We start from the raw sequence: 24,119 nt of genomic DNA, 5'->3' as shown, positions 1-24,119 counted from the left end.
GGTATTCTACTATATTTACTTATGCATGCAAATAAGCTTAAAGAATTGAAACGAAAGGTTATAGATGTTCAGAAAACTTAAATCAATGTTCAGAAACCACAAATAAAAGCTTGATTGAATTTGTTTAATATGTTCTTCATCAAACGTTTGCGGTAGAGTACAGAAGAGATAAGGATTTTGGGATGGTTATTTTTTAATTGGGGTTAAAAAATCATTGAAAAAAAAGTCTGTCAGAGAATATTATTCATTCCTCAACAGACTATTTATAGTTGTAATTGAATTCAAATTATTATTTTGACTTAGTTATCTTTTGTGATATGTATCCTCCTTATACTATAAATGGGACTACTAAATATCAAAATATTCTCTGGGTGATTTACCAAAATACTCACGAAAACGTTTTGAAAAATATTGAGGACTGGAAAATCCTGTTTCGTAGGCTGCTTCCGAAATATTACATTTTTTTGAAGATATTAGTTTTACGGCTTCTTTTAATCGTATGGATCTTATAAATTCGGTTGATGAACATCCAACAATATTTTTTAGTTTTGTATGCAGCAGCGTACGGCTTATACTCATTTCTTTAATTAAGAACATTACATCAAGTTCAGGATTGCTGATATTTTTTCTAATTATAGCGATAATTCTTTCCAGAAAAATCTTATCCGGTTCGGAAATTGTCATTTCTTCAATGGCGACATTGTTCTCTGTTTTGAATTTATTTATCACATTTTTTCTGGTATTCAAAATGTTTTTAATGTTCTGTTCAAGGAGTTTAGGATAAAATGGTTTCTCAATATAAAAGTCGGCTCCAGTTTGTAACCCTTCTAATTTATTTTTAGTTCCGCTTCTTGATGTCAGTAGAATAATAGGAATATGTGAGTATTTCAAATTTGTTTTTAGTTGAACAGTTAATTGGATTCCATCCATCTGTGGCATCATAATATCGCTAACAATTAGCTCAGGAGTAATTTTCTCCAATTTTTCAAGGGCATCTACTCCATGAATCGCAGTTGTAATTCTGAAGTTCTCTTCGAGTGCCTCTTTTAAAAAATCAAGCAATTCTATATTGTCTTCTACAATTAGAATATGAGGTTTTTTCGAGAGGATATCCATATCTATCGAATTACTTTTTCTTTTGTTTATTTGCAGAATAGGGATTTCTTTATGAGGAATAAATTGATCGGGTGCAGTATTAAATTCATTTTCAGTATAATCAGTTTTATTTATCGGAATTTTAACAGTAAAAGAAGTTCCTGTATTAACAATACTATCCACATTAATTGTTCCGCGGTGTATCGTAACCAGACTTTTCACATAAGCTAACCCAATACCTGAACCGTTAGAATTTTCTTTTGCCTGATAATAGCGTTCGAATATTTTATCAAGCTCTTCAGGATGAATACCTCTTCCTGAATCCTTTACAGTAATCAGCAAATCAAAACAGCTGTTTAAAGAAGGAAAACGTTTAATTAGTTGGATTGAAAGGGTGATTTTTCCTCCTTCATGAGTGAATTTAAATGCATTGGATAAAAGATTAAAAATGATTTTGTCAATTTTATCAAGGTCAATCCATATTTTTTCTCCTTCTTTTGGGAAATCTGTTTGGAAAAGAATACTTCTAGATTCGGCTAATGATTCAAAAGAACTTGATATTTCATTGAAAAATAGTGTTGGATCGCAATTACTTACCCGTAACATTTCCTTACTATTTTCAATTTTCTGAAATTCAAGCAATTGATTGGTGAGAGTATATAGGCGTTCGGCATTTTGTTCTACATTATTTAGATCTCTTCTTACCACTGGACTTATTTTCTGCTTTTCAAGGATCTTATTGATTGGTCCAAGTATGAGCATTAATGGTGTTTTAAGTTCATGAGAGATGTTGGTGAAAAAATTCATCTTTATCTTATGTATTTCCTCGTTATGTAATTTCTCACGATGTTCGAATTCTGCACTGAATTTTGATTTCTCAAGGTTTTTCCCAACACGAAAAATGGAGAAAATCAGTACAACTCCAATAGCAAAATATATTGTGTATGCCCACCATGTTAACCAAAATGGGGGCAATACAATAATTTGTAATTCACGTTTTCCATATTCAACAATATAATCATCTTTAAAGACCTTTACTTTAAATGTATATTTTCCTGGATTTAGATTGGTATATGTAACAGAATTACGATTACTGATTTCGTTCCAATTTTTTTCAAAGCCATCCAGATAGTAGGAATATTTGCATTTTTCATTTGATGCATAGCTTAATGCAGAAAATTCTAGTGTGATAATGTTTTGGTCATGTTTGAGTATCAGTTTTTCGAGCTTGTTAATTGATTGATCGAAATTTTTTAAGTCGCCAGGTTTAAGCAACTTATTAAAAAGTTTAACACCGGTAAATACAATTGATAATTTCTGAAGTTTTGGTGGATCAGCATCTTTATTAAAAGATATCATTCCACCGTTTCCTCCAAAATAAATATTTGCTTTGCTATCAGTAAAAGAGGTATTGTAATTAAATTGTTCAATAGGTATTCCGGAATTATTATCGTAAACAATACTTTTAGCACTATCCGGAAGAAATTTCACCAATCCTTTGTCTGTTCCTACCCAGATCCAGCCATCACTTCCTTCTTCCATGCTATAAATCCAATTCGCGGGAAATCCATTTTCGAGGTAAAAGTGTGAAAGACTATCTTGTTCTTTGTTATAGCAGAATAAGCCGTCGTAACAATCACCTACCCAAATTTTGTTTTTGGAATCGGTCTTAACAAAGTTAATCCCGTGCAATTCAGGGAATTTATCGAAAATGCTTAACGAATCAGATTCAGGTACATATTTATAAATAAGGTTAAGGGCAGAAAACCATAAGGCATCTTTTGTTTTGCATATACTCGAGACTACAATATTATTAATGCGGTTAGGTTTTAATTTTCGAAATGTTTTATCTTTTAGTGAATATATTAATATACCACTGTAAGTGGCAATGTAAATAGAGTCGCCATATTTTTCAAACATGCAGATGTCATTAACAAATAATTCAGGGGTGTTTTCGCGGTTGAAATAATGAAACTTATTGGTTTGGACGTTTAAAACATTAATACCTCCAGTATAAGTTGCGATCCAAAGCTCATTAGTATCATCAATAAATATAATGTCGTGCAAATTATTGTATGATAGTCGGTTGTTGTATTTATCGGTAAAGTGTGTGACTTTACCGGTTAGCCGGGAATACTTATTGAGTCCTTTGTCCTCTAAGCCAATCCAAAGGTTGCCTGTGTTGTCTTCGGTTATGCATCTAACAACATCCCCTTTGATTTGTCCTTCTCCCAGGCCAGGGGTCCATTTTTGAAAGAAAGTTTTATTATTACTCCACAAGTTAATACCTCCAAAATAGGTTCCCAGCCAAATGTTGCCATGTTTGTCACAGTATGTGTCGTATATTGGATCACTATTTAGTCCTTTAGGATTGGAAAATTGATGATTGTAAATACTCATCTTTTCCAACTCATTATCGTAAACAGCCAATCCATATTCAGTCCCAATCCAGATTCGGCCTAATTGATCTTCAGAGAAAGAATGTATAAAATTGCTGGGTAGATGACAGTTACCATTTTTGGATTTTGAAAAGTGGATACATTTTTTACTTTTTAAATTAAATTTTAAAATGCCTGAATAAAATGAACTTAACCAAATATTTTGCTTCGAATCGAGAAACAATAACTCATATTGAATTAAATTTTCTTCGGAGGAGAAGGTATGTGTTATTAATTCTTCATTTTCTAGATTATAACAGTACAATTGGTTTTCAGAATTAAAAACTAACCATTTATTATTTACTGATACTGTATAAAGATTTGCATTCTCTGGAGTTTGTTTTATCTGCAGCTTGTGCAGGATATTTTCAATATATCCGTTTTTAGGGTCAAGGAAAAAAATCTTGTTTGATTTTTTTATCCAAAATCCTTTTGATGATGTGGCAATTTCCTGAATAGGATTCAAGTCATTTAATAATTTGTAAGGTAAAAAGCATTCAGTTTTACTATCGAAATAGTAAAATTCTTTTAGATTAGTTCTTCCTAACAAAATGGAGTCTGAAGTGACGAATAGCTTTTGACAATATAATTTTGTTTGTTTTCCCGAAGCATCATATGCAGGAAATTTGCTGAAATTTTCTCCATCAAAACGTAATACATCATTTCTGTCAGCAACCCATATAAAACCATCAGAGTCCTGAACGATACTTTTAATATATGCTGATTGCAATCCATCCTTAGTTGTATAATGAGTAAACTCGAGTGGAGTTTTTATTTTTTGTGCATTTGAAGGGATAGCGATGTGTAAAAAAATAATAATAATGAGAAGAATATGTTTTATTCGCCATTTTTTTTGGTGTAAACTTAATTGTTTCATGATCTGGATGATGAGTTCCAAGTATTGAAGTTGATATAATAATTGTGCTAATATATGTACGATAATAGAAGAAATGCAATTTTGAGATATTTATTCTTTTCAGATGTACAATATATTGCTCTAAAACATGTTTGAATCATTTTATGAGAAGTTTATTGCTTGAATATGATGGTGTTTTTAATTGGTGATTATATTAAGTTAGCTTTTTGATGACTAATAGATTCTCTCAATTTGAGGATGGATAGAATTGAGAATTCATATACAAAAATTCATTTGTATTGATTGTTACTACAGCTGAAAAGAAAAACACACCTAGTTTAGCCCCTAAAACGACCGGAGTAAAATTTCACATTTAAAACAGTTAAATTTAGGGTGTGAAAAGACGTTGGACATTTGAAGAAATTATTGATTATGCAATCGATAAGGAGATGGATGAAGTTGAGTTTTACTCGGAGGTTGCAAGTCGAATGGACAGGAAACATGTGAAAGGACTTTTTGGGGATATTGCTTTAGAGAAAACAGCCAGAATGCTTCGACTGGAGAAGATGAAGGATGCGAAACCGGAATTGAACCTGGATGAAATTAAGGATATGAAAATTACTGGTAGTCTTGAGGATGTAGATCACACCAGAAATGATTTTACCTATCAGGACGCACTGATTATTGCCATGAAAAAGGAGAAAATCGCTTTTAGATTGTATAAGGATCTAGCTTCTGCAGCCCTAGATGAACCGTCGAAAAAATTATTCCTTGTGCTTGCTCAGGAAAAAGCAAAGCATAAACTTTGTTTTGAAGTGGAATACAATAATAATATTTTAACAGAGAATTAAAATTAGAAAATATTTAGCCGGGTAAATTTAGGATATATTGTTTCCTATTTGGGAATGACCCAACAACATTTAATTACCATACGGGCGAATGGATGATTTTAAGATAGATGAAAAAATAATCGGCTGTTCTTCTCTATTTTTGAATTTCAAAAACGAATGAAATGAAAACTGAAATGCAAAAATGTTTGGATGGGGAAGTCTTTAATACATCCAACGAGGAAAATCAAAGTCTGATACACAAGGCGCGGAAATTAACAAAAAGCTATAATTCGACAGAAAGTACCGATGCCGAAAACCGAAAAGATATTTTGCGCGGGCTATTTGCGAAACTAGGCGATAATGTAAATATTGATACGCCCTTTTACTGCGATTACGGCAAGCATATTTTTGTTGGCAGCAACGTAATTATCAATATCAACTGCACTTTTGTTGATTGTAATAAAATTGAAATTGGAAACAATGTGTTGATCGCCTCAAATGTGCAGATTTATACTGCAACTCATTCAACAGATGTAAACGAGCGTTTGGTAACTGATTGGGATCCCGGTACAGAACTTCCATTCTTTAGAACCTATGCACTGCCCGTAAAAATTGAGGACAATGTGTGGATTGGAGGAGGTGTGATTATCTTACCAGGAGTAACAATCGGAAAGAATTCTGTGATTGGAGCAGGAAGTGTTGTAACCAAATCGATTCCTGAAAATTGTGTTGCGGTTGGTAATCCATGCAAAATAATCCGAAAAATAAATGAGCAAAACAGATCGCATGGAAAAGATTAAAGCTGTAATTTTTGACCTCGACGGAACCATTGGCGATACTTTGCCATTGTGTATTAAAGCTTTCAAAAAATCAATAGAACCGCTTATTGGCAGATCAATTTCCGATGAAGAAATAATTGCAACCTTCGGCCCTTCGGAGGAAGGAACAATAATGGCATTGGCTCCCAACAATTACGAGGAAGGCATTTCGCGTTACTTGTGTTATTATGAGCAACTGCACGAAATGTGTCCAACGCCTTTTAATGGAATATCAAACCTGTTGGCCGATTTAAAAGATAGAAAAATCAGGCTTGCCATGGTTACCGGCAAAGGAAAATACAGTACAATTATTTCATTACAGAAATTTGGTATTGCTCATTTATTTGAAACAATTGAAACCGGACATTCATTTGGGCCACGAAAGCCGGAAGGAATAACTGCTGTTTTAAATTACTTTAAGGATGTAAGCAAGAATGAAGTAATTTATGTTGGCGATGCTCCAAGTGATATTGTTGCCTGTAAAAATGCCGGCATTCCAATAGCTGCAGCGGCATGGGCAAATTCAGCCGAACCGGCGAAACTTGCAGAGTTGAATCCGGAAGAATTATTTTATAATACCAGTGATTTTACCGATTGGATAAATTCCAAAATTTAAATTTGATAATCGCTGATAAATCCTTGTAATTGTGCGATTTACCTTCAATAGGCTGTAGGGATAATTGTTGTTTTTTTCGTAAATTCAAGGCTGTAGTTTGTTTCCGTTTTTCAATTGATATGGTAAGTCTCACAATCAGATTACCGAACTAAATTATAATTCCAAATACATCATTTAAACGATAACAGCATGAATAAAGCAAATAAAATGTGTCAGAGTTGTGGAATGCCCATGAAAAAAGACCCTCAGGCTGGAGGAACCAATGCCGATGGAAGTAAAAATTTGAAATACTGCAGCTACTGTTACGCGAACGGAGAGTTTCTTTATACAGGAACGCTTCACGATTTTCAGAATTTCTGTAAACAAAAGATGATGGAAGGCGGACATTCGAAGCTTATTTCCTGGTTGTTTACCCGAGGTATGGGACGTTTGGAAAGATGGAAGAAGTAGTGATATTTGTTAGAATATTGTTTTTTAGTAAAGTTTGACGCAACTAAATTGCATACAATTCATCTTATTTTGAATAAAGAATAATGATTAGCACGGTATTTGTTTACTAAAACCTTGTAAAAAATAACATTCATACAAAAATTATAAACAGATGAAAAGAAATGTAATACTACTATTGGCTGTTTTCCTTAGCTGGAGTGCAATGGCACAAGCTCAGAAAAACTTTATTGATCAAAACTACATTGAAGTAAAAGGATTGGCAGAATTAGAGGTCGTTCCCGATGAAATTTATTTAAACATTCATTTGGATGAGGAAGACACCAAGAACAAGGAAAGCATTGAAGTATTGGAAAAGCAAATGTTTGTGGCTTTAAAAAAGGCCGGTATCAATTTGGAGGAGCAGCTTTCAGTATCTGATTTTGCCAGTAATTTGCAGAATCACTTTTTTCAACGTGCCGATATGAAGAAATCGAAAGATTTTGAGCTGTTGGTACACGATTCTAAAACACTCGGAAAGGTGTTTGTTGAGTTGGATAAAATCAAGATATCAAATATCAGTATTTTGAGAGTGGATCATTCCGAAATTGAGAAGTATCGCAAGCAGGTTAAAATAAATGCTGTTATAGCAGGTAAAGAAAAAGCTGTAGCTCTGGCCGAGGCAATCGGACAAAAAGTGGGGAAAGCCATTTATATCAATGAAGTTTCTTCGCCCTATGGCCGACAAATGGTAAATACTATGATGCGGGTTAAAAGTGAAAACTTTGAATCGGCTATGGGTGTTCCTGATCTTGATTTTCAGAAAATTAAATTGGAATATTCCGTGATGATCAGCTTTGCTTTGGAATAGAATTAACCGGAAAGAAACACGAAGATCTCTATAAAAATAGGGATCTTTTTTATGCTTCAGAAAAGGCATTTACCACCGAGGAAAAATAAAGTTATCACGAAGTCACACAAAGGAAAGAAACAGACGCCTTGTGATACTTTTGTGCAGTACTTCGAGCACTTTGCGGTTAAATTTTACTGTGTTTTTTAAGTTGTCACCCATTAGCTTATCGCGAAGTCACCCAAAGAAAAGAAACAGACGCTTTGTGATACTTTGTGCAGTACTTCGAGTTCTTTGTGATTAAATTTTCACTTCAGCTATCCCAGGAATAGTGGTATTTTTAGTGGCAATTCGTCAATTTTTCCCGCAACACTTTATCTATAAATGTTTTTTTTGTTCTTTTGTGGAGAAATACAAAATCGAAAAATAAATGATCAAGATCCTGTCTTATATTCTCAGCTTTATATTTTACATCCTGTTTTTGCTTTTATTGGTGATTTTTCATCCAATACAAGTAATTTGTCACAAGTTGTTTGGCTATCAGGCTCACAAGAATTCGGTTGATGTTTTAAACTTTTTTTTAATGCGTGTGGTTGTGTTTTTAGGCGTTCGTATTACATCTTTGCCAAAAGTTAACTTGCCGACCGACAGGCCGTTAATCATTGTTTCCAATCATCAGGGAGTATACGACATACCGCCAATTGTCTGGATTTTCAGAAAACACCATCCAAAGTTCATTTCAAAAAAGGAATTGGCTAAAAACATTCCGAGCGTGTCTTATAATCTTCGCCATTCGGGAGCTGCTTTAATCGATAGAAAGAACAGAGCTCAGGCAATACCTGAAATTTATAAGCTGGGTCAGTTAATCGCAAAAAACAATTATGCAGCCAGCATTTTTCCTGAGGGAACCAGAAGTAAAACAGGAGTGATGAAACCTTTTAAAGCTGGTGGAATAGAGGCTTTACTTCAGGCCGCACCAAATGCGTTAATTGTTCCTTTTGTGGTCGATGGAAATTATAAAATTGAAGAAAAAGGAATGTTCCCCTTGTGTTTGGGAGCTAAGGTTAGATATAAAGTTTTAGAACCTATTGAGCCTGCAGCTTACACTGCAATTGAACTAACCGAAATGGTTGAAGCTTTAATTAAGAAAGAATTGAACCAATAATTACTAAGGAAAAGCTCAATGATGAACCAAAACAACAAAACAGCATTGGTAGTGGAAGGTGGTGCAATGCGCGGTATTTTTGCTGCGGGTGTTTTGGATCAGTTTATAGAGATGGAATTCAATCCTTTTCACTCTGTATTAGGTGTTTCCGCTGGAGCAGTTAATGCGGCCACTTATCTTTCCAGGCAGAGAAAGAGAAATTTCAAGATGTTTACAGATTATTCTTTACGGCCTGAATACATCAGTTGGAAGAAGTTTTTAGCCGGTGGACATTTAATGGATTTAGATTGGTCATGGGATATCACTACCCGCGAACTGCCTATTGATCTGGATGTGTTGTTTGCCAACAATCCTGATTTTGAAATTGGAGTTACCATGAATTCAGATGGCCGATCGGTTTTTATCAAGCCTGATGCAGAAAGCCTTAGTCATGTGATGAAGGCCAGCTGTACAGTTCCTCTTTTTTACCGCAATTTTTTGAAAATAGACGGACAAATAGTTTCAGATGGAGGCGTTTCTGCACCCATTCCAATTCAAAGAGCAGTGGAAAAGGGAGCTGTTAAAATTATGGTGATTCGTTCCCGTCCAAATTCTTTTCGGATGAAAAAAGGAATGGAATCGAAATTGGGACGTTTGCTCTTTCGAAAACATCCGGGTTTGGTGAAAGCATTGTTGAATCGTCCGGACAATTACAATTCATCAATCGATTTTATTCAAAATCCACCGCAAAACATTCAGATTTTGGATATTTGTCCTCCCGAAAGTTTCAAAACAAAGCGATTCACTCAAGATTATGCCACACTGGTAACAGATTACGAACTGGGACGGGAAATGGGGCGAATTGCAATCGAAAAATGGAATCTTCTGTAATTTGATCCTCCGATCGGAAAAATAATTTTCTTTTTAAACCTTTTGCCTTTTTTATTGTCTATAGAGAGGAATGATAGTCTGGCGAATAGGCTTTTTGATCGCCCAAATGTTAACGAAAATCTAAAAATCAAATTTCGTAGATGTTTTTGGCTTTTGAATGGTAAGTTTGTCTGGACAATTTATAAAACTCATAATTCAATTTAAATGAATCGATTAATTCTTCTGATCTGCTTAAGCTTTATAGTAATATCAGCTAAGGCAGAGGAACCGGTTTTAAAACCGGAAATGAAAGGCGGAGTAATAAAAGGTATTGTGATGGACAATGCTATGGATATTCCTGTTGAATACGCAACGGTTTCTGTTTACAATATGGCCGACTCAAGCCTTATTGACGGAACCATTACTGATGAAAAAGGGGCTTTCGAGCTTGCAAAGATGAAGCCTGGAAAATACTTCGTTGAAATTACTTTTATTGGTTATAATAAAGCCATCGTTAGAAATATTCCAATCGATAGAAACAGAAATCTGGCTGATTTAAAGATTGTGAACTTACGACAGGCAAGCGAAGCATTAAACGAAGTTGTTGTAACTTCTGAACGTGCTCCGGTGCAGTATCAAATTGATAAAAAGGTAATTCCTGTTAGCCGGCAAATTACTGCAGCAAGTGGAACTGCTGTTGATGTTTTGGAGAATGTTCCATCTGTAAGTGTTGATATTGAAGGGAATGTAAGTCTTCGGGGCAATTCAAATTTTACCGTTTTGGTAGATGGAAAACCTTCTATTTTGGATGCATCGGATATTTTGCAGCAAATGCCTGCAAGTGTAATCGAGAATATTGAAATTATTACCAATCCTTCAGCGAAATACGATCCGGAAGGAACGGCTGGAATTATTAATATTATCACAAAAAAGAATTCCGAAAAGGGATTGAATGGAGTGGCTAACTTATCAATGGGTAGCCAGGAAAACCGAAGCGGTGATATTTTAATTAATTACCGCAAGAAGAAATGGAATTGGAATTTAGGATTGGATTACAGCAACCGTCAGTTTGAAGGGACAACTAAAACCGAAAACAGAACCATTTATGAGGGTGTTACAAGTTCGGTGTTATCGGATGGTGAAGCTAAAATGAAGCGTTTGGGTTATGGCATTCGTACTGGTTTCGATTTTGATATCAATGATAAAAATACAATTTCGTTTGGATTTCGATACGGAAACAGAGACATGGAACGGGGTTCGGTTTTGGATTATCAGGAGTTTGACAGTACTGATCCGGAAAGAATTTTATACGATAGTGAAGATCTTTGGGAGAAAGAAATGACTTTTGTGAATTCAAACTTTTCGTACACCAGAAAATTTAGTGGTAAAGGTCATCAGTTGGCTTCTCAGGTTACTTATTCGCATCGCGGAAGTGGTGATGAGCAGTCAACCAACGAATTGTTTGATGCTAGTGGCAATCAAACATCCGGGAAAATTGCAACTGAGGATGGGCCTGGAACCAGATGGGAAATCCGTTCCGATTATACTTTACCATTGGGAAAGGATGCAAAGTTTGAACTCGGATATCAAGGTCAGATTCGCTCCAGTGAGGCAGATACGAAGCAAGAGGATTATAATGTTGTAAGCAAACAATATGAGCCTCAGCCATTATACAGTCATGATGTAACTTACGATCAGCAGGTGCATGGTTTGTATACAACTTATGCTTCAAAAATTGGAAAGTTTGGCTATCAACTGGGCTTCCGATCTGAATATACAAACCGGGAAATTGATTTTAAAGATGAATCTGAGGTTTTCACCATTAAACGGTGGGATTTCTTTCCAACCATTCATACACAGATGGATTTGGGATCAGACAATCAGATAATGGCAAGTTATACCAGACGAATTCAACGTCCGAGAGGTTATTGGTTGGAGCCTTTTGTTACCTGGACAGATGCCTACAATGTGCGACAAGGAAATCCTGATTTGAATCCTGAATATATTGACTCTTACGAGTTGGCTTATTCGAAACGTTTTGGAGATCAGTCAGTGACTTTTGAAACTTATTATAAAGTCACTCACAATAAAATAGAAAGTGTTAGATATCCTTGGGAAGAGCAGGGAAACGTAATGAAGAGCACTTCTGTTAATGTAGGTAATGATTATTCTTTAGGAATGGAAGCGACTATAAATTTATCTTTTGGCAAATGGTTTAAGAACGATTTAATAGGTAATTTCTATCACTACAAAGAAGAAGGTGATTTTACGATAACCAATTCATCTGATGAGGATATTTATAAGGATTTCTCAACGAAAAGTTACAATTGGGGACTTAGGAATAATTCAACCATTATTTTTGATCCAAAAACACGGGTTCAGTTTACTGCGAACTATCAATCAGAAACAAACTGGGCTCAAGGGAAACGCAAGGGGTTCTTTACAACATCAGCAGCTTTAAAGCGCGATTTTATGAAACGCAGGCTGTCTGCTACTTTTCAGGTTCGCGATATTTTTGGAACAGCAAAACATGAAACCTTATACGAAGGGGATAATTTTTACAACTTTAGCCGGTTTAGTCATAAATCGCCGACTTTCAATTTGAAATTAAGTTTTAAAATTAACAACTATAAAATGAAGCGTGAAAGAGGATCAGAAGGCGGGGTTGATGTAGAAGAATTTGAAATGTAATAACAACAACCATATCGAATTAATTTTAAAGGGTGTTCTAAGGAACATCCTTTTTTATGCTCTTAATTTTGGATGGCTAAATAAGGCTCGAAATCACAATGAAGGATCCTGTAATGATGTTAATCCCAATCACTATTTTTCGGAATTTTTCAGGCTCAATTTTCCCGGAAAACTTAGCTCCAAAATGCGATCCAAAAAATAGAATAGGCAGGCAGAAAAGAGCAAGATTTACAGATTCCATTTCAATCATGCCTTTCATTAAAAAGGCTGCTGTTGTGAAAAAGGCTGAAAAAGTACTGAACCAGGCAAATACACCACGGAACCTTTCCTTTGAATAGCCTTTACGATTCATTGCAATAACCAATGGGGGACCACCCACAGATATGGCGCTGCCCAAAAGACCGCTTATGAAACCAGCAAAAACAATTGGCAAATTTAAAAAGCGTTTGGCCAATTTCACCTTGCCTAACATTTGTATCGAAAACAGAATAATGAGAATTCCGGTTATAAGTCGTAAAGTATCGCTGCTAACATATTCAAGAGCATAAATACCTAAAGGAATTCCTCCTAAACTAGCAATAAACATGGGAATAAAATAGTATGCCCTTATTTTTTCCTGCAGTTTAAACAGAATCACCAGACTGGTAATTAAATTGAATAAACTCATGGCAGGAACCAATACCTGCATGGGGAAAATAAAAGAAAGAAATGGGATTGCCAGTAATGCAAATCCAAAACCGGTCATCCCTTTTATAAATGCTGCTGAAAGGATAACGATAGTGCAGAGAATGATCTGAATTATGGTAATGTCATGCATTAGGAAACCAATTAATAATTTGTATTTGAATGATACAAAGTTAGTGGATTCAAAAATATGTTGAGCGTTAAATATGCTTAAAATTCCTTTCTGAGAAATGTTATAGAACCTCCCTTAAGAAAGGAAATAAGGAATAAATCTGAATTGCTACGTTAGTCATAAACAGCTTTACCGAAATGGCCAGCAAAATAATTCCAAAAACTTTACGCAAAACATGAATTCCACCTTCGCCAAGAATGCGCTCAACAAGATTCGTTGACCGCAGTACGATGTAAACAAATATCATATTTAGCACAATGGCAACAATTAGGTTTTCCATTGCATATTCGGCACGCAATGCAAGAACCGTTGTAAATGAACCAGCACCAGCTACCAACGGGAAGGCGATTGGAACAATTGAAACACCACTGGGACCATCATACTTAATAATCTCGATTCCCAAAGCCATTTCTACACCCATAATAAATAGAATAAATGAACCTGCAATTGCAAAGCTTGAAATATCAACTCCAAATAGTCCAAGAAGTTTCTGACCTAGAAAAGTAAAGACTATTAGTACAATAAGTGCAACAAGAGTTGCTTTAAGGGCTTCAATTTTACCTCCTTTTTTCTTTAAATCTACAATGATTGGAATGGATCCAATAATATCTATTACTGCGAAAAGAACCATTGAAGAGGTGATGATTTGAATAAAATTGAAATTCATGACAATAAAATTTTGGACTTGTAAGTGTAGCTATTGATTCTCGGATAAACTTACAAATTTTTTAATCGAATGAGTAAGTTCAGGCTTTCTAACTTCTAATTTTAGTAAGCTATTGTTGTGAAAAATAACTGTAAAACTGATATGTATGTTTAAAATAAAACAGAAAAACAATAATCGTGTTAAAATTTTAAACTTTCGCGAAGATATATCTTTTTTTGAAATTGCCTCTAAACTTAGCTGAAATATTTTATGGAGGAAGAGTAGGTATTAGTAGTTTATGCAAAAAAAGACTTACCTCAGGTAAGTCTTTTTTACAATTATATGTTCTGTTATTTCTTCTTAATCTCCTCCGATGGTATGAAATTGAGGGAGATGCTGTTGACGCAATGCCGCGTATTTTTTTTTGTAAATCCCTCTCCAGTGAATACATGACCCAGGTGTCCATTGCAATTAGCGCAAACAATTTCTATACGTCTTCCATCTGCATCAGGAATGTGTTTCACTGCACCATCAATCTCATCATCGAAGCTGGGCCATCCACAATTTGATTCGAACTTACTGTCCGATCGATAAAGTTCAGCATTGCATTGCTTGCAGGTATAAACACCTTTTGCTTTATTGTGTAAATACTTTCCGGTTCCCGGATATTCGGTTCCTTTATCAATAATTACCCTTTTTTCATCTGCGCTAAGCGCGTTGTATTTATCTTTTGTCATTGCTTTTTGTGCTAATAGATTGTTACTAACAAAAAGGATAAGTCCAAGTAAAATGATATATCTCTTCATAATTCGCCTCCTTATTTTTAATGATTCTAAAGTTAATTGAAAAACGATTCAGTTCAAAATTTACTGTACTTATTCAGCGAATTTGCTTCTTTTATTGCCTGAACAATAAGTTCCGGATTCGACCATGGAATAAAATGATTCAAATCTTCGAGCAATTTATGATCTGCATTTTTATGAAATTTAAGGTAGTAGGCTTGTGTTTGGTAAGGCACTAAAATATCTTTTTTGCCTTGTATATAGCTTGTAGGGATATTAATTTCGTGTAATCTTCCTTCGTTTAGGCATAAATCATTTTCCAAAGCCATCATTTCCAGATTGCTGTTTTTCAATTCGAGAGGTAATATTTTATTCGTTAAGCCACCTAATATCATAAGATTGTACCATTTCGCTTTCTGGAATTCAGGAGATAAACATGGTGCAACGTATATGGCGTGACTTATTTTGGTTTGAAAATCAAGAATTGTTTGTTCCAATACGGCTCCACCATAAGAATGTCCTACTATTGTAAATTTTTCATTTGATTTTCCATAATGGTTAAGAACAGCGGCAGCAACTTTTGCCTGATCGCTAAGGTGTTTTTGTGCAGGAACAGTGGTTTTCCCATAACCAGGTCGATCATAGGAAATTATACAATATTCTTTTTGAAGTGTTTTATCTGCAAAAATATACTTGAAATCGAACCAATATCCGGGAGAACCGTGAATTAATAAAACTTTAGGTTTTGATAAATCACCAATATAGATGGTATGAATTTCATTTCCTTTGTAAGGAATCATTTCACTATGAGGAAAAATATTTTGAGTATGAAATTCATTTATTATTTTCTGATCATCAAATTCAGCTTTGAATTTTTGAAAGATTACAAATCCGATAGTAACCAGTAATAAAATTGCAAATCCGGAAACATACAACAGCTTTTTAATCCTTCTCCTCATCTTCCTTATTCTTTAAATTCTATTGAGGTGTAATAAAATACTTTTTAGTCTGAATTGCAAGAGTATAAATGTTATAAATTCTTAATTTATAAGGTGATATTTTAATGAGAGGTGGGCGAAATTTAGTAAGGATTCAATATTAAATTCATGAAATATCATGAACCAGAAAATAAGAATTAGTTCGTTTAAGTCAGGTGCTTTCTTATTAATTGAATGAGAATATCCTTTTTTACAGGCTTTGCAATGTAATCGTCACAGCCATTTTCCAATGATTTTTTTTTATCGCCAAGCAGAGCGAATGCGGTTTGCGCTATAATCGGAAGGTTGGGTCTGATTTTTTTAATCTTTTTAGTCGCCTCATATCCATCCATTAATGGCATTTTAATATCCATAAGCACTAAATCAATCTTATCGTTTTTTTGGCAAATATCAACAGCCTCAATGCCATTATTAGCAACTAATACGTTACAGTTGATCTGATTTAGTAATTCTTCAAAATATATTCTGTTGAATTCTTCATCTTCAACAACCAGGATGAGTTTATTTTGTTCCTTATTCATATGGATAATTATTTATTATATCAAATGTAAAGTATCTTTTCGAACTATCTAAATCAATTTTAATTTTAGGAAAAAAGAAAAGAATAAATTTTGTGTTAATAATTTAGTTCTGTTTCTAAATTTATTGATAATTAATCTGTTGTGCTTTATAAGTATTGGTTTTAAATTAAAATTCTTTTAGTAGTTTCTTTTTGTCACCAAAAATTGAATAGCATCAATTTACCTAATTAAAACCCAATTATGAATTATTTCTCCAAATACGGTTTTAGAGGTGGAGTCGGAACCATTAAATACCCGAGCATGCTTTATACATGTAAAATTACGCCGGAGAACTCCTGAAGCAGATTAAATCCATCATAGGTTCAGGAACTAGTGCTTCCTTCTTTTTTACCAATTCGATGGAATTTTTTGTCTGAATATGGAAATCGTCAAAATGATTAAAATAGCAAAAATTAAATGTTTTTTTGTTTCTTTTAATTTCTATCCTTCTGCGGTTACAATCATTTAGGATGAATTGAGACAAAATATTGTAGGATGTCCATAGAAAAGCAGGCCAATTGTTACAAAGAATGAATTTTATTTAGCCCGATTGTAAAAGTACACTGCAATAGGCTGCTTTTGTAAGATTCATAAAATCAATATTCTGGATGATGGAGAATGGATGCGTCGCATATTTCTAATAAATAGAAATTAGAAATATGGAAAGTTTTCTATATCTTCGGTTTAGGAAACATAAATCTTTAAAACATTACTTATCATGACAGACGGAAGCGAACTAACCTGCGTATTTATAGGATCGATTATTGACGTGCAGTATTATAAGGAAAGATTGGAGGAGGCTGGAATTGCTTCTTTATTGAAAGATGATTTTAGTTCAGGTACCATTGTTGGAATAGGCGGTGTGCCCGATTCTGTGGAATTATTGGTTGCAGATGAGGATGCTGAAAAGGCAAGAATGTGTATTGAAGAATTGCAAAAAGAATAGTAATTATATGAAACGTCCATGCCAAATCGATTTTGACACACAGGGAGATGATTATTTCAGCATGGTAAGTTCTCCCGAAACAAGTTCGGGACAGGCTATATGGCAAATGAAAACAAATTATAATCATATGAAAAACATGATGAAAAAAATATCATTATTAGCTGTTGCTGTGTTGTTCTCTGGGTGGTTAACTGCTCAGGAGAAGGCAGATATGGTAACAGATCGTCCCGACCAGACTGAATCCGCGACTATTGTATCATTGAAAGGATTTCAAATAGAATCCGGTTTTTCGTTTGAAAAATACAATTCAGAAATCAACAACACAACGTACAATTCAACATTGGTTCGATATGGTCTTTTAGAGAAAATAGAGCTTCGTTTAGGACTTGCTTATTTGGGAACCAATGTTTCGTTAGATGGTGGTAGTTTTGATGAAAGTGGTTTTGCTCCAATAGTTGTTGGTGCAAAATTTCAATTACAGGAGGAAAGCGAAAGGTTGCCAAAATTAGCCATTATGACCACTTTTACGCTTCCAAAAACCGGAGCAAGCGTTTATGAAAATAAATACTTAGGTGCTGATTTTCGTGTTAACGGAGAATATTCACTGAATGAAGCAATGTCGTTGGGTTGTAACTTAGGGGTAGCTTGGAGTGGTGCTGAGGGAAGCAATACTGCTGTAGGAATTTATACCGCTGTAATAGGGATGAGTTTATCGGAAAAATTAGGAGCTTTCGCAGAATTATATGGTTTTCTTCCTAAAGAAGGAAAAAATGACCATCGTTGGGATGCCGGAATGACTTACTCTGTAAATGATGATTTACAACTCGATTTTGCAACTGGGATTGGATTAAGTAAGGTTTCTCCGGATTTTTTTATTAGTTTAGGATTATCAATTAGAATGCCTTAACAAAGGTATTGCATACATCAATTCAGAAAAAAGCTTGTTCAGAATCTCTGAGCAAGCTTTTTTACTCTATTCAAGAGGGCTTGAAATTTATCGTTTGAATAAATTTGGTCCTTTTGAATTTTAGAAATGGTAATTTTTTGTGATATCTTTTATTTTTAGAACGTATTTAATAAAAGGAAAATATGAAAAATTACAACAATAGTATGCTCATTGTGATTGCTTTACTTTTTACTTTTAGCTCTTGTCATTTATCTGAAGAATACGAAGAAAACCAAAAATTACTAATTGAAACCGATATGGCTTTTTCTGATTATTGTTTGGAGAATGGAATGAACAAAGCCTTTTTTAAATATGCGTCGGAGGAGGCGGTTATGCTTCAGGATAATAATTATCCGCTTGTAGGAAAAGAAAATATTAAGAAACAATTTTCAGGAGATGATACTCAAATTACATTTACATGGAGCCCATTGGATGCTGATGTTTCAAAATCGGGAGAATTGGGTTACACCTACGGAACTTATTCTTATCAGACTGTTGATTCCCTGTATCAGGGAACCTATGTCTCAGTTTGGAAAAAAGATGAAAATGGTGATTGGAAATACGTACTTGATTCTGGAAATCAGGGCTTGGGAAAATAGGATCAGGGTTTTGCCGATTTAATTTTATTTCTTGTATTTCTGATTATAGATGTTGTGTAAAGAGCTAATGCAATCCAGATTAAACCAAAGGCAATAAGTTGTTCGTGTTTAAATGGTTCGTTGTAGATTAATACGCCAATTAATAACATTAGGGTAGGCGCGATGTATTGCATAAATCCTAAAGCAGATAGTGGAATTCGTTGTGCTCCTTTTGCAAACCAATATAATGGCAGAGTGGTAACAATTCCCGTTAGCATTAAATAGCCTGAGGTTGAAATACTGCCGGTAAATAAAGCCCCGTTTCCAATCCACATTTTATATAGGATATATCCCAGTGCAAATGGTGCCAGAATTAGCGTTTCAACAGCCAGAGCAGATATTGCTTCAATTCCAGCAGTCTTTTTTGTAAGACCATATAAACCAAAAGAACAGGCTAAAACAATAGAGATCCAAGGGAATTTTCCGTAATCAATTGTTAGGTAAATAACTGCAGTCGATGCTATTAATACCGCAATGTATTTCAGCTTATCCAATTTTTCGTTAAGAACAATCATTCCAAGTATTACGTTTACAATAGGATTGATATAATAGCCCAGACTAGCTTCAACAATTTGTTTTGCATTTACGGCATAAATGAATAATCCCCAATTTAAACCGATAAGCAGAGATGATATGATTAAACTCTTGCGCGTTTTCTTTTGCCGTAATAAATTCCATACATTTTTTTTCCGGGTCAGCAGTAACAGAACTATTAGAAATACAAACGACCAAAAAATTCGATGTGCTAAAATTTCTATGGCAGAAACATTGGAAAGCAATTTCCAGAATATGGGCAGTATTCCCCAGGTTAAAAAGGCTTGAAGGGCATATACATATCCCATTGTGGCATTCTTTGTATCTTCCATAGATATGTGTGTGGTGGCTTTGGTTGGGCAAATGTAATTAAAATCAAAATTGTTTGCTCGCCAGATATCGAATTTAAATGACGTAAAGAATGATGTAAGGAGAATTTATCTTTTATAATAAATAATCTGAATGAATTGTATGAGCAGGTAGATGAATATTTAAGAATGGTATTTTATAGAGATTCAACCATTTTTCCTGATGTTTTTCAGGCGTTCCATATCCAAAATATGTATGTTTTTCCCATTTAATGATATTACACCATCGCTATTTAAATTGGCAAGTATCCGGGAAACACTTTCTCTTGAATTGCCGGTTAAGTCACCAAATTCCTGTCGGGAGAGAGGTAGTGAAAAATTTGGCTCGTCAAAAATATCTTCAGCAAAAAAGCAAAGAGCTTCGGCAATTCTTCCCTGGCTTTGCTTTTGCACTTGATTTACACAATGATCAAAATGCCCTAATTCATTCTTGCATAATTCGGTGATTATTTCGTAGGCAAAATCGCTGTTTGATGCAATAAAATCTTTAAAAGAGTCTAAACCAATAAAGCAAACTCTTGTTTCCATTAATGCTGTGGCAGAATAATGATTCACCTTATCACCAAGGGTAGTAGGGATTCCAAGGTAAATAGGGCCTTTAATAATCTTTAAAATTTGTTCTCTCTCAGGACCGGTAATATGTATTTTCACCAATCCACTTTTTACAAAGATAATATTTGAAGAAAGAGCATTTTGTCTGAAAATTACGTCACCCTTTTGGAATTGTACATCTACGCAGTCTGTTATTGCATTTGTTTTGTTGGTAGTGGGAGTAATTTGGTTTGCATCAAGTCTTAATTTCGAACCTGAATTATTGTTGCATTACGGTCATTATTTTGAGATGTCGGCAATTGGTAGTGTTTTTCTACTGATTTTACTTCCGAATCTTATTCGTATGTGGAATATGGTAATCCGAAAACCAAAGGTGAATGTGTCATTTTCTGCTTATTTAAAATCATTTAGCGAACTAATTTGTACACATGTTCACCCAAAAGAGAACATTGGGTTGTGACGATAGCCAGACGCGCTGGTTTCAGCACTTAATTCTTGTAATTGGTTATTTATCATTGCTTTTTACAACGGTGTTTTTGGATTGGTTTGCAACTGACAGCAGTTTTATTCTGGTTTTGGGTTATCTTGAAAGTGCAGTTATTTTTTCAGTAACATTTATTTTCATGATTGGACGCCTTAACAAAAAAACACAGGTGAGTAAAAATTCACATCCAAGCGATTGGTTTTTTGTAATCTGGCTATTTCTAATGGGATTGAGTGCTTTTGTTGTCCGTTTATTTATCGATTTAGATATTTTGGAAACTAATATGTGGATGTATTTAATTCATTTAACGGTTCTTGTGCAGTGGGCTGTAATTATAGTGCCTTTTGGGAAGTGGACACATTTTTTATATCGTTCGTTTGCTATGTATTTTGAGAAATTAAAAAGTCTTTCGGTATCTTAATTAAAATTGTTTTAGCAAGGTAATATTGTTAATGGCTGTTGTTTAAGTAAAGTGTCCTTGGATCTGCTTTTCATTCACTGTACTTTTAATGACGGGAATTAATTTAAAAGTCTTGCTAAAGAATTTCAAGATCGAAAGAATATTGCGGCCTCAAATTAGTTTTCTGATTTGAGGCCATTTTTTTGTTGGTATTTGTTTTATTTATCTTTACGAAAGGTTAAATCATGAAATAAAAATATTTAATCATGCGAAGAAAACTTGATCAACATTTACTAGATTCAATGAGTAAGAATCTGGGAAATTGGCATGGACCATTTTATTGCAACCGAAAAGATCCACGATTAATTGTTCCAAAATACAATCCGATGTTGGGGTGGACTTTTAATTTTGCAAATCCATATACGTATCTGATTGTGATTGCAATTGTGTTAATTATTGTAGGTTCTCAACTATTTTAGTTGTTCTACATTCATATAAATATCCTTACTCAAAAAGGTTATTCATAATTTTGGTAAATCAATTTTCTCCATGGAATTTGTTTTATATTTAGTTTTCTTAATTGGACACTTGATGATACGATTCCGGCGCTTTCTTATTTTTATCATATTTGTATTTACTACCACAGTCATGTTTGCCCAGTCGGGAGGTAAAACGGTTTCTGAACTTTTCTCGGAGGTAGAAATTTCGAAAAAGGTAAGATTGCTGGGAGATAGATGCTGGAGTTTGCGGGAAATTAATTCTGATTCTGCAATTATTCTTGGGCAGCAGGCTTTGCAATTAGCTATTCAATATGATATAAAAAAAGAATTGCCAAGACTCTACGGGTTTATTGGAGTTGTTCAATTGCACTACTTATACAAAACGAAAGAATCAATTCCATACTTACACCGGGCTTTGGAGTATAGTCTGCAGCAAAAAGACTCAGTGCAGCTGGCTTATTCGTATAACAATTTAGGGGATTTATATTTATTAACTGGAAATATACCGTTGGCCTTAAAATTTTCCGAATATTCATTGCAGATATTCAATATTCTTAATCATTCTGCGGGAAAATCATATGCCTACGTGAATATGGGTCTGGTACATCGTGAGAAGAAAGATTTTGATTTGGCATTGGAATATTTTGAAAAGGCAAAATTATTGTGGAAGGAGTTAGGAAATGAATTGGGGATGGGGTCGGTTACCTTGGAAATTGCACGGACTTACGAGGCAAAAGGAGATCTTGATGTTGCAATGAAATATTATCAGCAGTCTTATCAAAAAAGTCTGGGTTCAAGTAATGTAAGATATGCTGCGTTTTGTCTGTCTGGAATGGCTAATATATTGTATCTGAAAAAGGAGTACGATAAAGCATTTGAATATTATCAGAAAGCATTGAAATTAAATCAGGAGCGCAGGCATAATTTTGGTTTGGTTGATGATTATATTGGTTTGGCTCTCATTTATGCTCATAAAAAGGAGCGGACTAAAGCAGAAACTGCTCTTCATAAGGCATTGAATATAGCCAATAAATTAGGATTAAATGCCAAAATCTTAAAAACACATAAAGCATTTGCTGAGCTCTATCAAATTATTGATGATCAGTCCAAAGCGATTGAAAGTTATAATCATTTTTCATTAACGTATGATTCCATTCTTTCTATTCAGCAGTTTGAGATTATTGAAGAGATGCAAAATAGATTTACGATTCGGCAAGCTTTATCCGAAACAGAGCAGGAATTGGAATCCCGAAAATTTCAAGAATCATATTTAGTGATCATTATCATTCTGATGCTGATAATTGCTGTTGTTCTTTATTGGCGCTATCAGTCACAGCGGAAATTAAATCTTCAGTTAGCCGAAATTAATCAGACAAAGGATAAATTATTCTCAGTAATTTCTCATGACTTGAAAAATCCTTTTAATTCGTTAATCGGATTTAGTGAATTATTATTGGAAGATAGTAGAGAAGGTGACTATCAAAATACGGAGAAGTTTGCCGGTTATATTCATCAGTCATCAGTGGAAGGAATGAAGTTGTTAACCAATCTATTGGATTGGTCGAGATCACAAACAGGGGCTATTTCGTATTACCCAACACCAATATCATTTGATCGGCTGTTTGAAGAGTTAAACAGTTTTTTTGAATCAGAGCTGCAACAGTATAAAATAAAGATTGAATTCCACAATTTAATTGAAGAAGAGGTTATGGCCGATCCAGATATTCTCCGAGCAATTTTAAATAATTTAATTTCAAACGCCATTAAATACACAAATGAAGGAGGTTTGATTAGATTGGATGCGGCCAGAACAAAATCTCATGTTAATATTAAAATAAAAGACAATGGTACCGGGATGTCGCAGGAAATTATGGATGGATTGTTTGATAATTCAAAAACAACAAATAGTACTCAAGGTCTGCACAAAGAACAGGGTACAGGTTTGGGATTAAGTATTTGTTCCGAATTAATTCGAATTCACAAGGGAACAATTAAAGTGAAAAGCGAATTGGGAAAGGGAAGTACTTTCGAAATTGAGTTTCCTGGTTAAACAGAAAGAATCATTTTAACATGATATTAGAATAAAATTCAGGAGATTTTCTATGTTTTGCGGCAGACTCGTAAGCCAATTGCGCCAAGAGCAGATAAAGAGAGAAACTGACGGCGCTTCATTGATACAGGTTAAGGTTTGGGGGCTTTAATGTATTAAAAAAAGAATTATTTCAGGATTTATGAAGTGGAATTATTTTTAGTGTTGCAGTGAAGTATAAAATAG

22 protein-coding genes are annotated in these 24,119 nt (G+C 34.3%); 14 read left to right on the top strand and 8 right to left on the bottom strand.

Annotated elements, in window-relative coordinates; translation table 11 throughout:
- Positions 1-348 precede the first annotated feature (348 nt).
- Positions 349-4,410 (bottom strand): hybrid sensor histidine kinase/response regulator transcription factor, encoded by a 4,062-nt coding sequence (locus tag BZG01_RS04495; protein ID WP_101308635.1) that lies wholly within the window; start codon positions 4,408-4,410, stop codon positions 349-351.
- Between the two features lie 374 nt (positions 4,411-4,784).
- Here BZG01_RS04495 and BZG01_RS04490 point away from each other — a divergent pair, with 374 nt between their 5' ends.
- The 8 genes from BZG01_RS04490 (at position 4,785) to BZG01_RS04455 (ending at position 12,634) form a co-directional block, all read left to right on the top strand.
- On the top strand, positions 4,785-5,240 hold the full coding sequence (locus BZG01_RS04490) for a ferritin-like domain-containing protein (RefSeq protein ID WP_101308634.1): 456 nt from the start codon (positions 4,785-4,787) through the stop codon (positions 5,238-5,240).
- A 161-nt stretch (positions 5,241-5,401) separates the two neighbouring features.
- Entirely contained in the window at positions 5,402-6,019 is a 618-nt protein-coding gene (locus BZG01_RS04485; RefSeq protein ID WP_101308633.1) for a sugar O-acetyltransferase, read from the top strand.
- Complete coding sequence (locus tag BZG01_RS04480) at positions 6,006-6,653, top strand: HAD family hydrolase (protein ID WP_101308710.1); 648 nt, start codon at positions 6,006-6,008, stop codon at positions 6,651-6,653. Before BZG01_RS04485 ends, BZG01_RS04480 begins: the two co-directional genes overlap by 14 nt.
- Before the next feature lie 189 nt (positions 6,654-6,842).
- On the top strand, positions 6,843-7,103 hold the full coding sequence (locus BZG01_RS04475; RefSeq protein WP_101308632.1) for a zinc ribbon domain-containing protein: 261 nt from the start codon (positions 6,843-6,845) through the stop codon (positions 7,101-7,103).
- Between the two features lie 151 nt (positions 7,104-7,254).
- A complete protein-coding gene (locus tag BZG01_RS04470; RefSeq protein ID WP_101308631.1) occupies positions 7,255-7,950 on the top strand; it encodes an SIMPL domain-containing protein in 696 nt (231 codons plus the stop codon).
- A 409-nt stretch (positions 7,951-8,359) separates the two neighbouring features.
- Positions 8,360-9,094, top strand: coding sequence for a lysophospholipid acyltransferase family protein (locus BZG01_RS04465; protein ID WP_101308630.1), 735 nt, complete (start codon positions 8,360-8,362; stop codon positions 9,092-9,094).
- 21 nt (positions 9,095-9,115) lie between these two features.
- Positions 9,116-9,964: a patatin-like phospholipase family protein gene (locus BZG01_RS04460; RefSeq protein ID WP_218973003.1), complete on the top strand. Its 849-nt coding sequence runs from the start codon at positions 9,116-9,118 to the stop codon at positions 9,962-9,964.
- A gap of 204 nt (positions 9,965-10,168) precedes the next feature.
- Positions 10,169-12,634, top strand: coding sequence for a TonB-dependent receptor (locus BZG01_RS04455; protein ID WP_101308628.1), 2,466 nt, complete (start codon positions 10,169-10,171; stop codon positions 12,632-12,634).
- Between the two features lie 76 nt (positions 12,635-12,710).
- Here the strand turns inward: BZG01_RS04455 and BZG01_RS04450 are convergent, their stop codons facing one another.
- The 5 genes from BZG01_RS04450 to BZG01_RS04430 form a co-directional block, all read right to left on the bottom strand.
- Positions 12,711-13,451 carry a sulfite exporter TauE/SafE family protein gene (locus tag BZG01_RS04450; RefSeq protein WP_101308627.1) on the bottom strand — a complete coding sequence of 247 codons (741 nt, stop codon included), beginning with the start codon at positions 13,449-13,451 and terminating at the stop codon, positions 12,711-12,713.
- Between the two features lie 100 nt (positions 13,452-13,551).
- Entirely contained in the window at positions 13,552-14,157 is a 606-nt protein-coding gene (locus BZG01_RS04445; RefSeq protein WP_101308626.1) for a MarC family protein, read from the bottom strand.
- A 329-nt stretch (positions 14,158-14,486) separates the two neighbouring features.
- The gene (locus tag BZG01_RS04440; protein ID WP_101308625.1) at positions 14,487-14,942 is read right to left on the bottom strand and encodes a methionine-R-sulfoxide reductase; all 456 of its coding nucleotides are present in this window, start codon (positions 14,940-14,942) and stop codon (positions 14,487-14,489) included.
- Positions 14,943-14,995: 53 nt separating this feature from the next.
- Complete coding sequence (locus BZG01_RS04435) at positions 14,996-15,877, bottom strand: alpha/beta fold hydrolase (protein WP_101308624.1); 882 nt, start codon at positions 15,875-15,877, stop codon at positions 14,996-14,998.
- 185 nt (positions 15,878-16,062) lie between these two features.
- The gene (locus BZG01_RS04430) at positions 16,063-16,437 is read right to left on the bottom strand and encodes a response regulator (protein WP_101308623.1); all 375 of its coding nucleotides are present in this window, start codon (positions 16,435-16,437) and stop codon (positions 16,063-16,065) included.
- Between the two features lie 757 nt (positions 16,438-17,194).
- Here BZG01_RS04430 and BZG01_RS04425 point away from each other — a divergent pair.
- The 3 genes from BZG01_RS04425 (at position 17,195) to BZG01_RS04415 (ending at position 18,967) form a co-directional block, all read left to right on the top strand.
- Positions 17,195-17,422, top strand: coding sequence for a putative signal transducing protein (locus BZG01_RS04425; protein WP_101308622.1), 228 nt, complete (start codon positions 17,195-17,197; stop codon positions 17,420-17,422).
- Positions 17,423-17,429: 7 nt separating this feature from the next.
- Positions 17,430-18,329 (top strand): transporter, encoded by a 900-nt coding sequence (locus BZG01_RS04420; protein ID WP_180327208.1) that lies wholly within the window; start codon positions 17,430-17,432, stop codon positions 18,327-18,329.
- Positions 18,330-18,511: 182 nt separating this feature from the next.
- Positions 18,512-18,967: a YybH family protein gene (locus BZG01_RS04415; protein WP_101308620.1), complete on the top strand. Its 456-nt coding sequence runs from the start codon at positions 18,512-18,514 to the stop codon at positions 18,965-18,967.
- A 2-nt stretch (positions 18,968-18,969) separates the two neighbouring features.
- Here BZG01_RS04415 and rarD read toward each other — a convergent pair whose 3' ends face one another.
- The gene (rarD, locus tag BZG01_RS04410; RefSeq protein WP_101308619.1) at positions 18,970-19,872 is read right to left on the bottom strand and encodes an EamA family transporter RarD; all 903 of its coding nucleotides are present in this window, start codon (positions 19,870-19,872) and stop codon (positions 18,970-18,972) included.
- A gap of 183 nt (positions 19,873-20,055) precedes the next feature.
- The gene (locus BZG01_RS04405) at positions 20,056-20,655 is read right to left on the bottom strand and encodes a Crp/Fnr family transcriptional regulator (RefSeq protein ID WP_281256413.1); all 600 of its coding nucleotides are present in this window, start codon (positions 20,653-20,655) and stop codon (positions 20,056-20,058) included.
- Positions 20,656-20,888: 233 nt separating this feature from the next.
- On the opposite strand from BZG01_RS04405, the gene BZG01_RS04395 reads away from it, so the two are divergent.
- The 3 genes from BZG01_RS04395 to BZG01_RS04385 all read left to right on the top strand — a co-directional run bounded on the left by BZG01_RS04395 (position 20,889) and on the right by BZG01_RS04385 (position 23,894).
- Entirely contained in the window at positions 20,889-21,365 is a 477-nt protein-coding gene (locus BZG01_RS04395; protein WP_143470830.1) for a hypothetical protein, read from the top strand.
- A 245-nt stretch (positions 21,366-21,610) separates the two neighbouring features.
- On the top strand, positions 21,611-21,823 hold the full coding sequence (locus tag BZG01_RS04390; RefSeq protein ID WP_101308615.1) for a DUF5808 domain-containing protein: 213 nt from the start codon (positions 21,611-21,613) through the stop codon (positions 21,821-21,823).
- 112 nt (positions 21,824-21,935) lie between these two features.
- The gene (locus BZG01_RS04385; protein WP_180327206.1) at positions 21,936-23,894 is read left to right on the top strand and encodes a tetratricopeptide repeat-containing sensor histidine kinase; all 1,959 of its coding nucleotides are present in this window, start codon (positions 21,936-21,938) and stop codon (positions 23,892-23,894) included.
- Positions 23,895-24,119: the final 225 nt, after the last annotated feature.

The sequence above is a fragment of the Labilibaculum manganireducens genome (assembly GCF_002843385.1).
Taxonomy (GTDB): domain Bacteria; phylum Bacteroidota; class Bacteroidia; order Bacteroidales; family Marinifilaceae; genus Labilibaculum; species Labilibaculum manganireducens.
The sequence above is the reverse complement of the archived record's forward strand: the minus strand, read 5'-3'. Positions and strand labels throughout refer to the sequence as shown.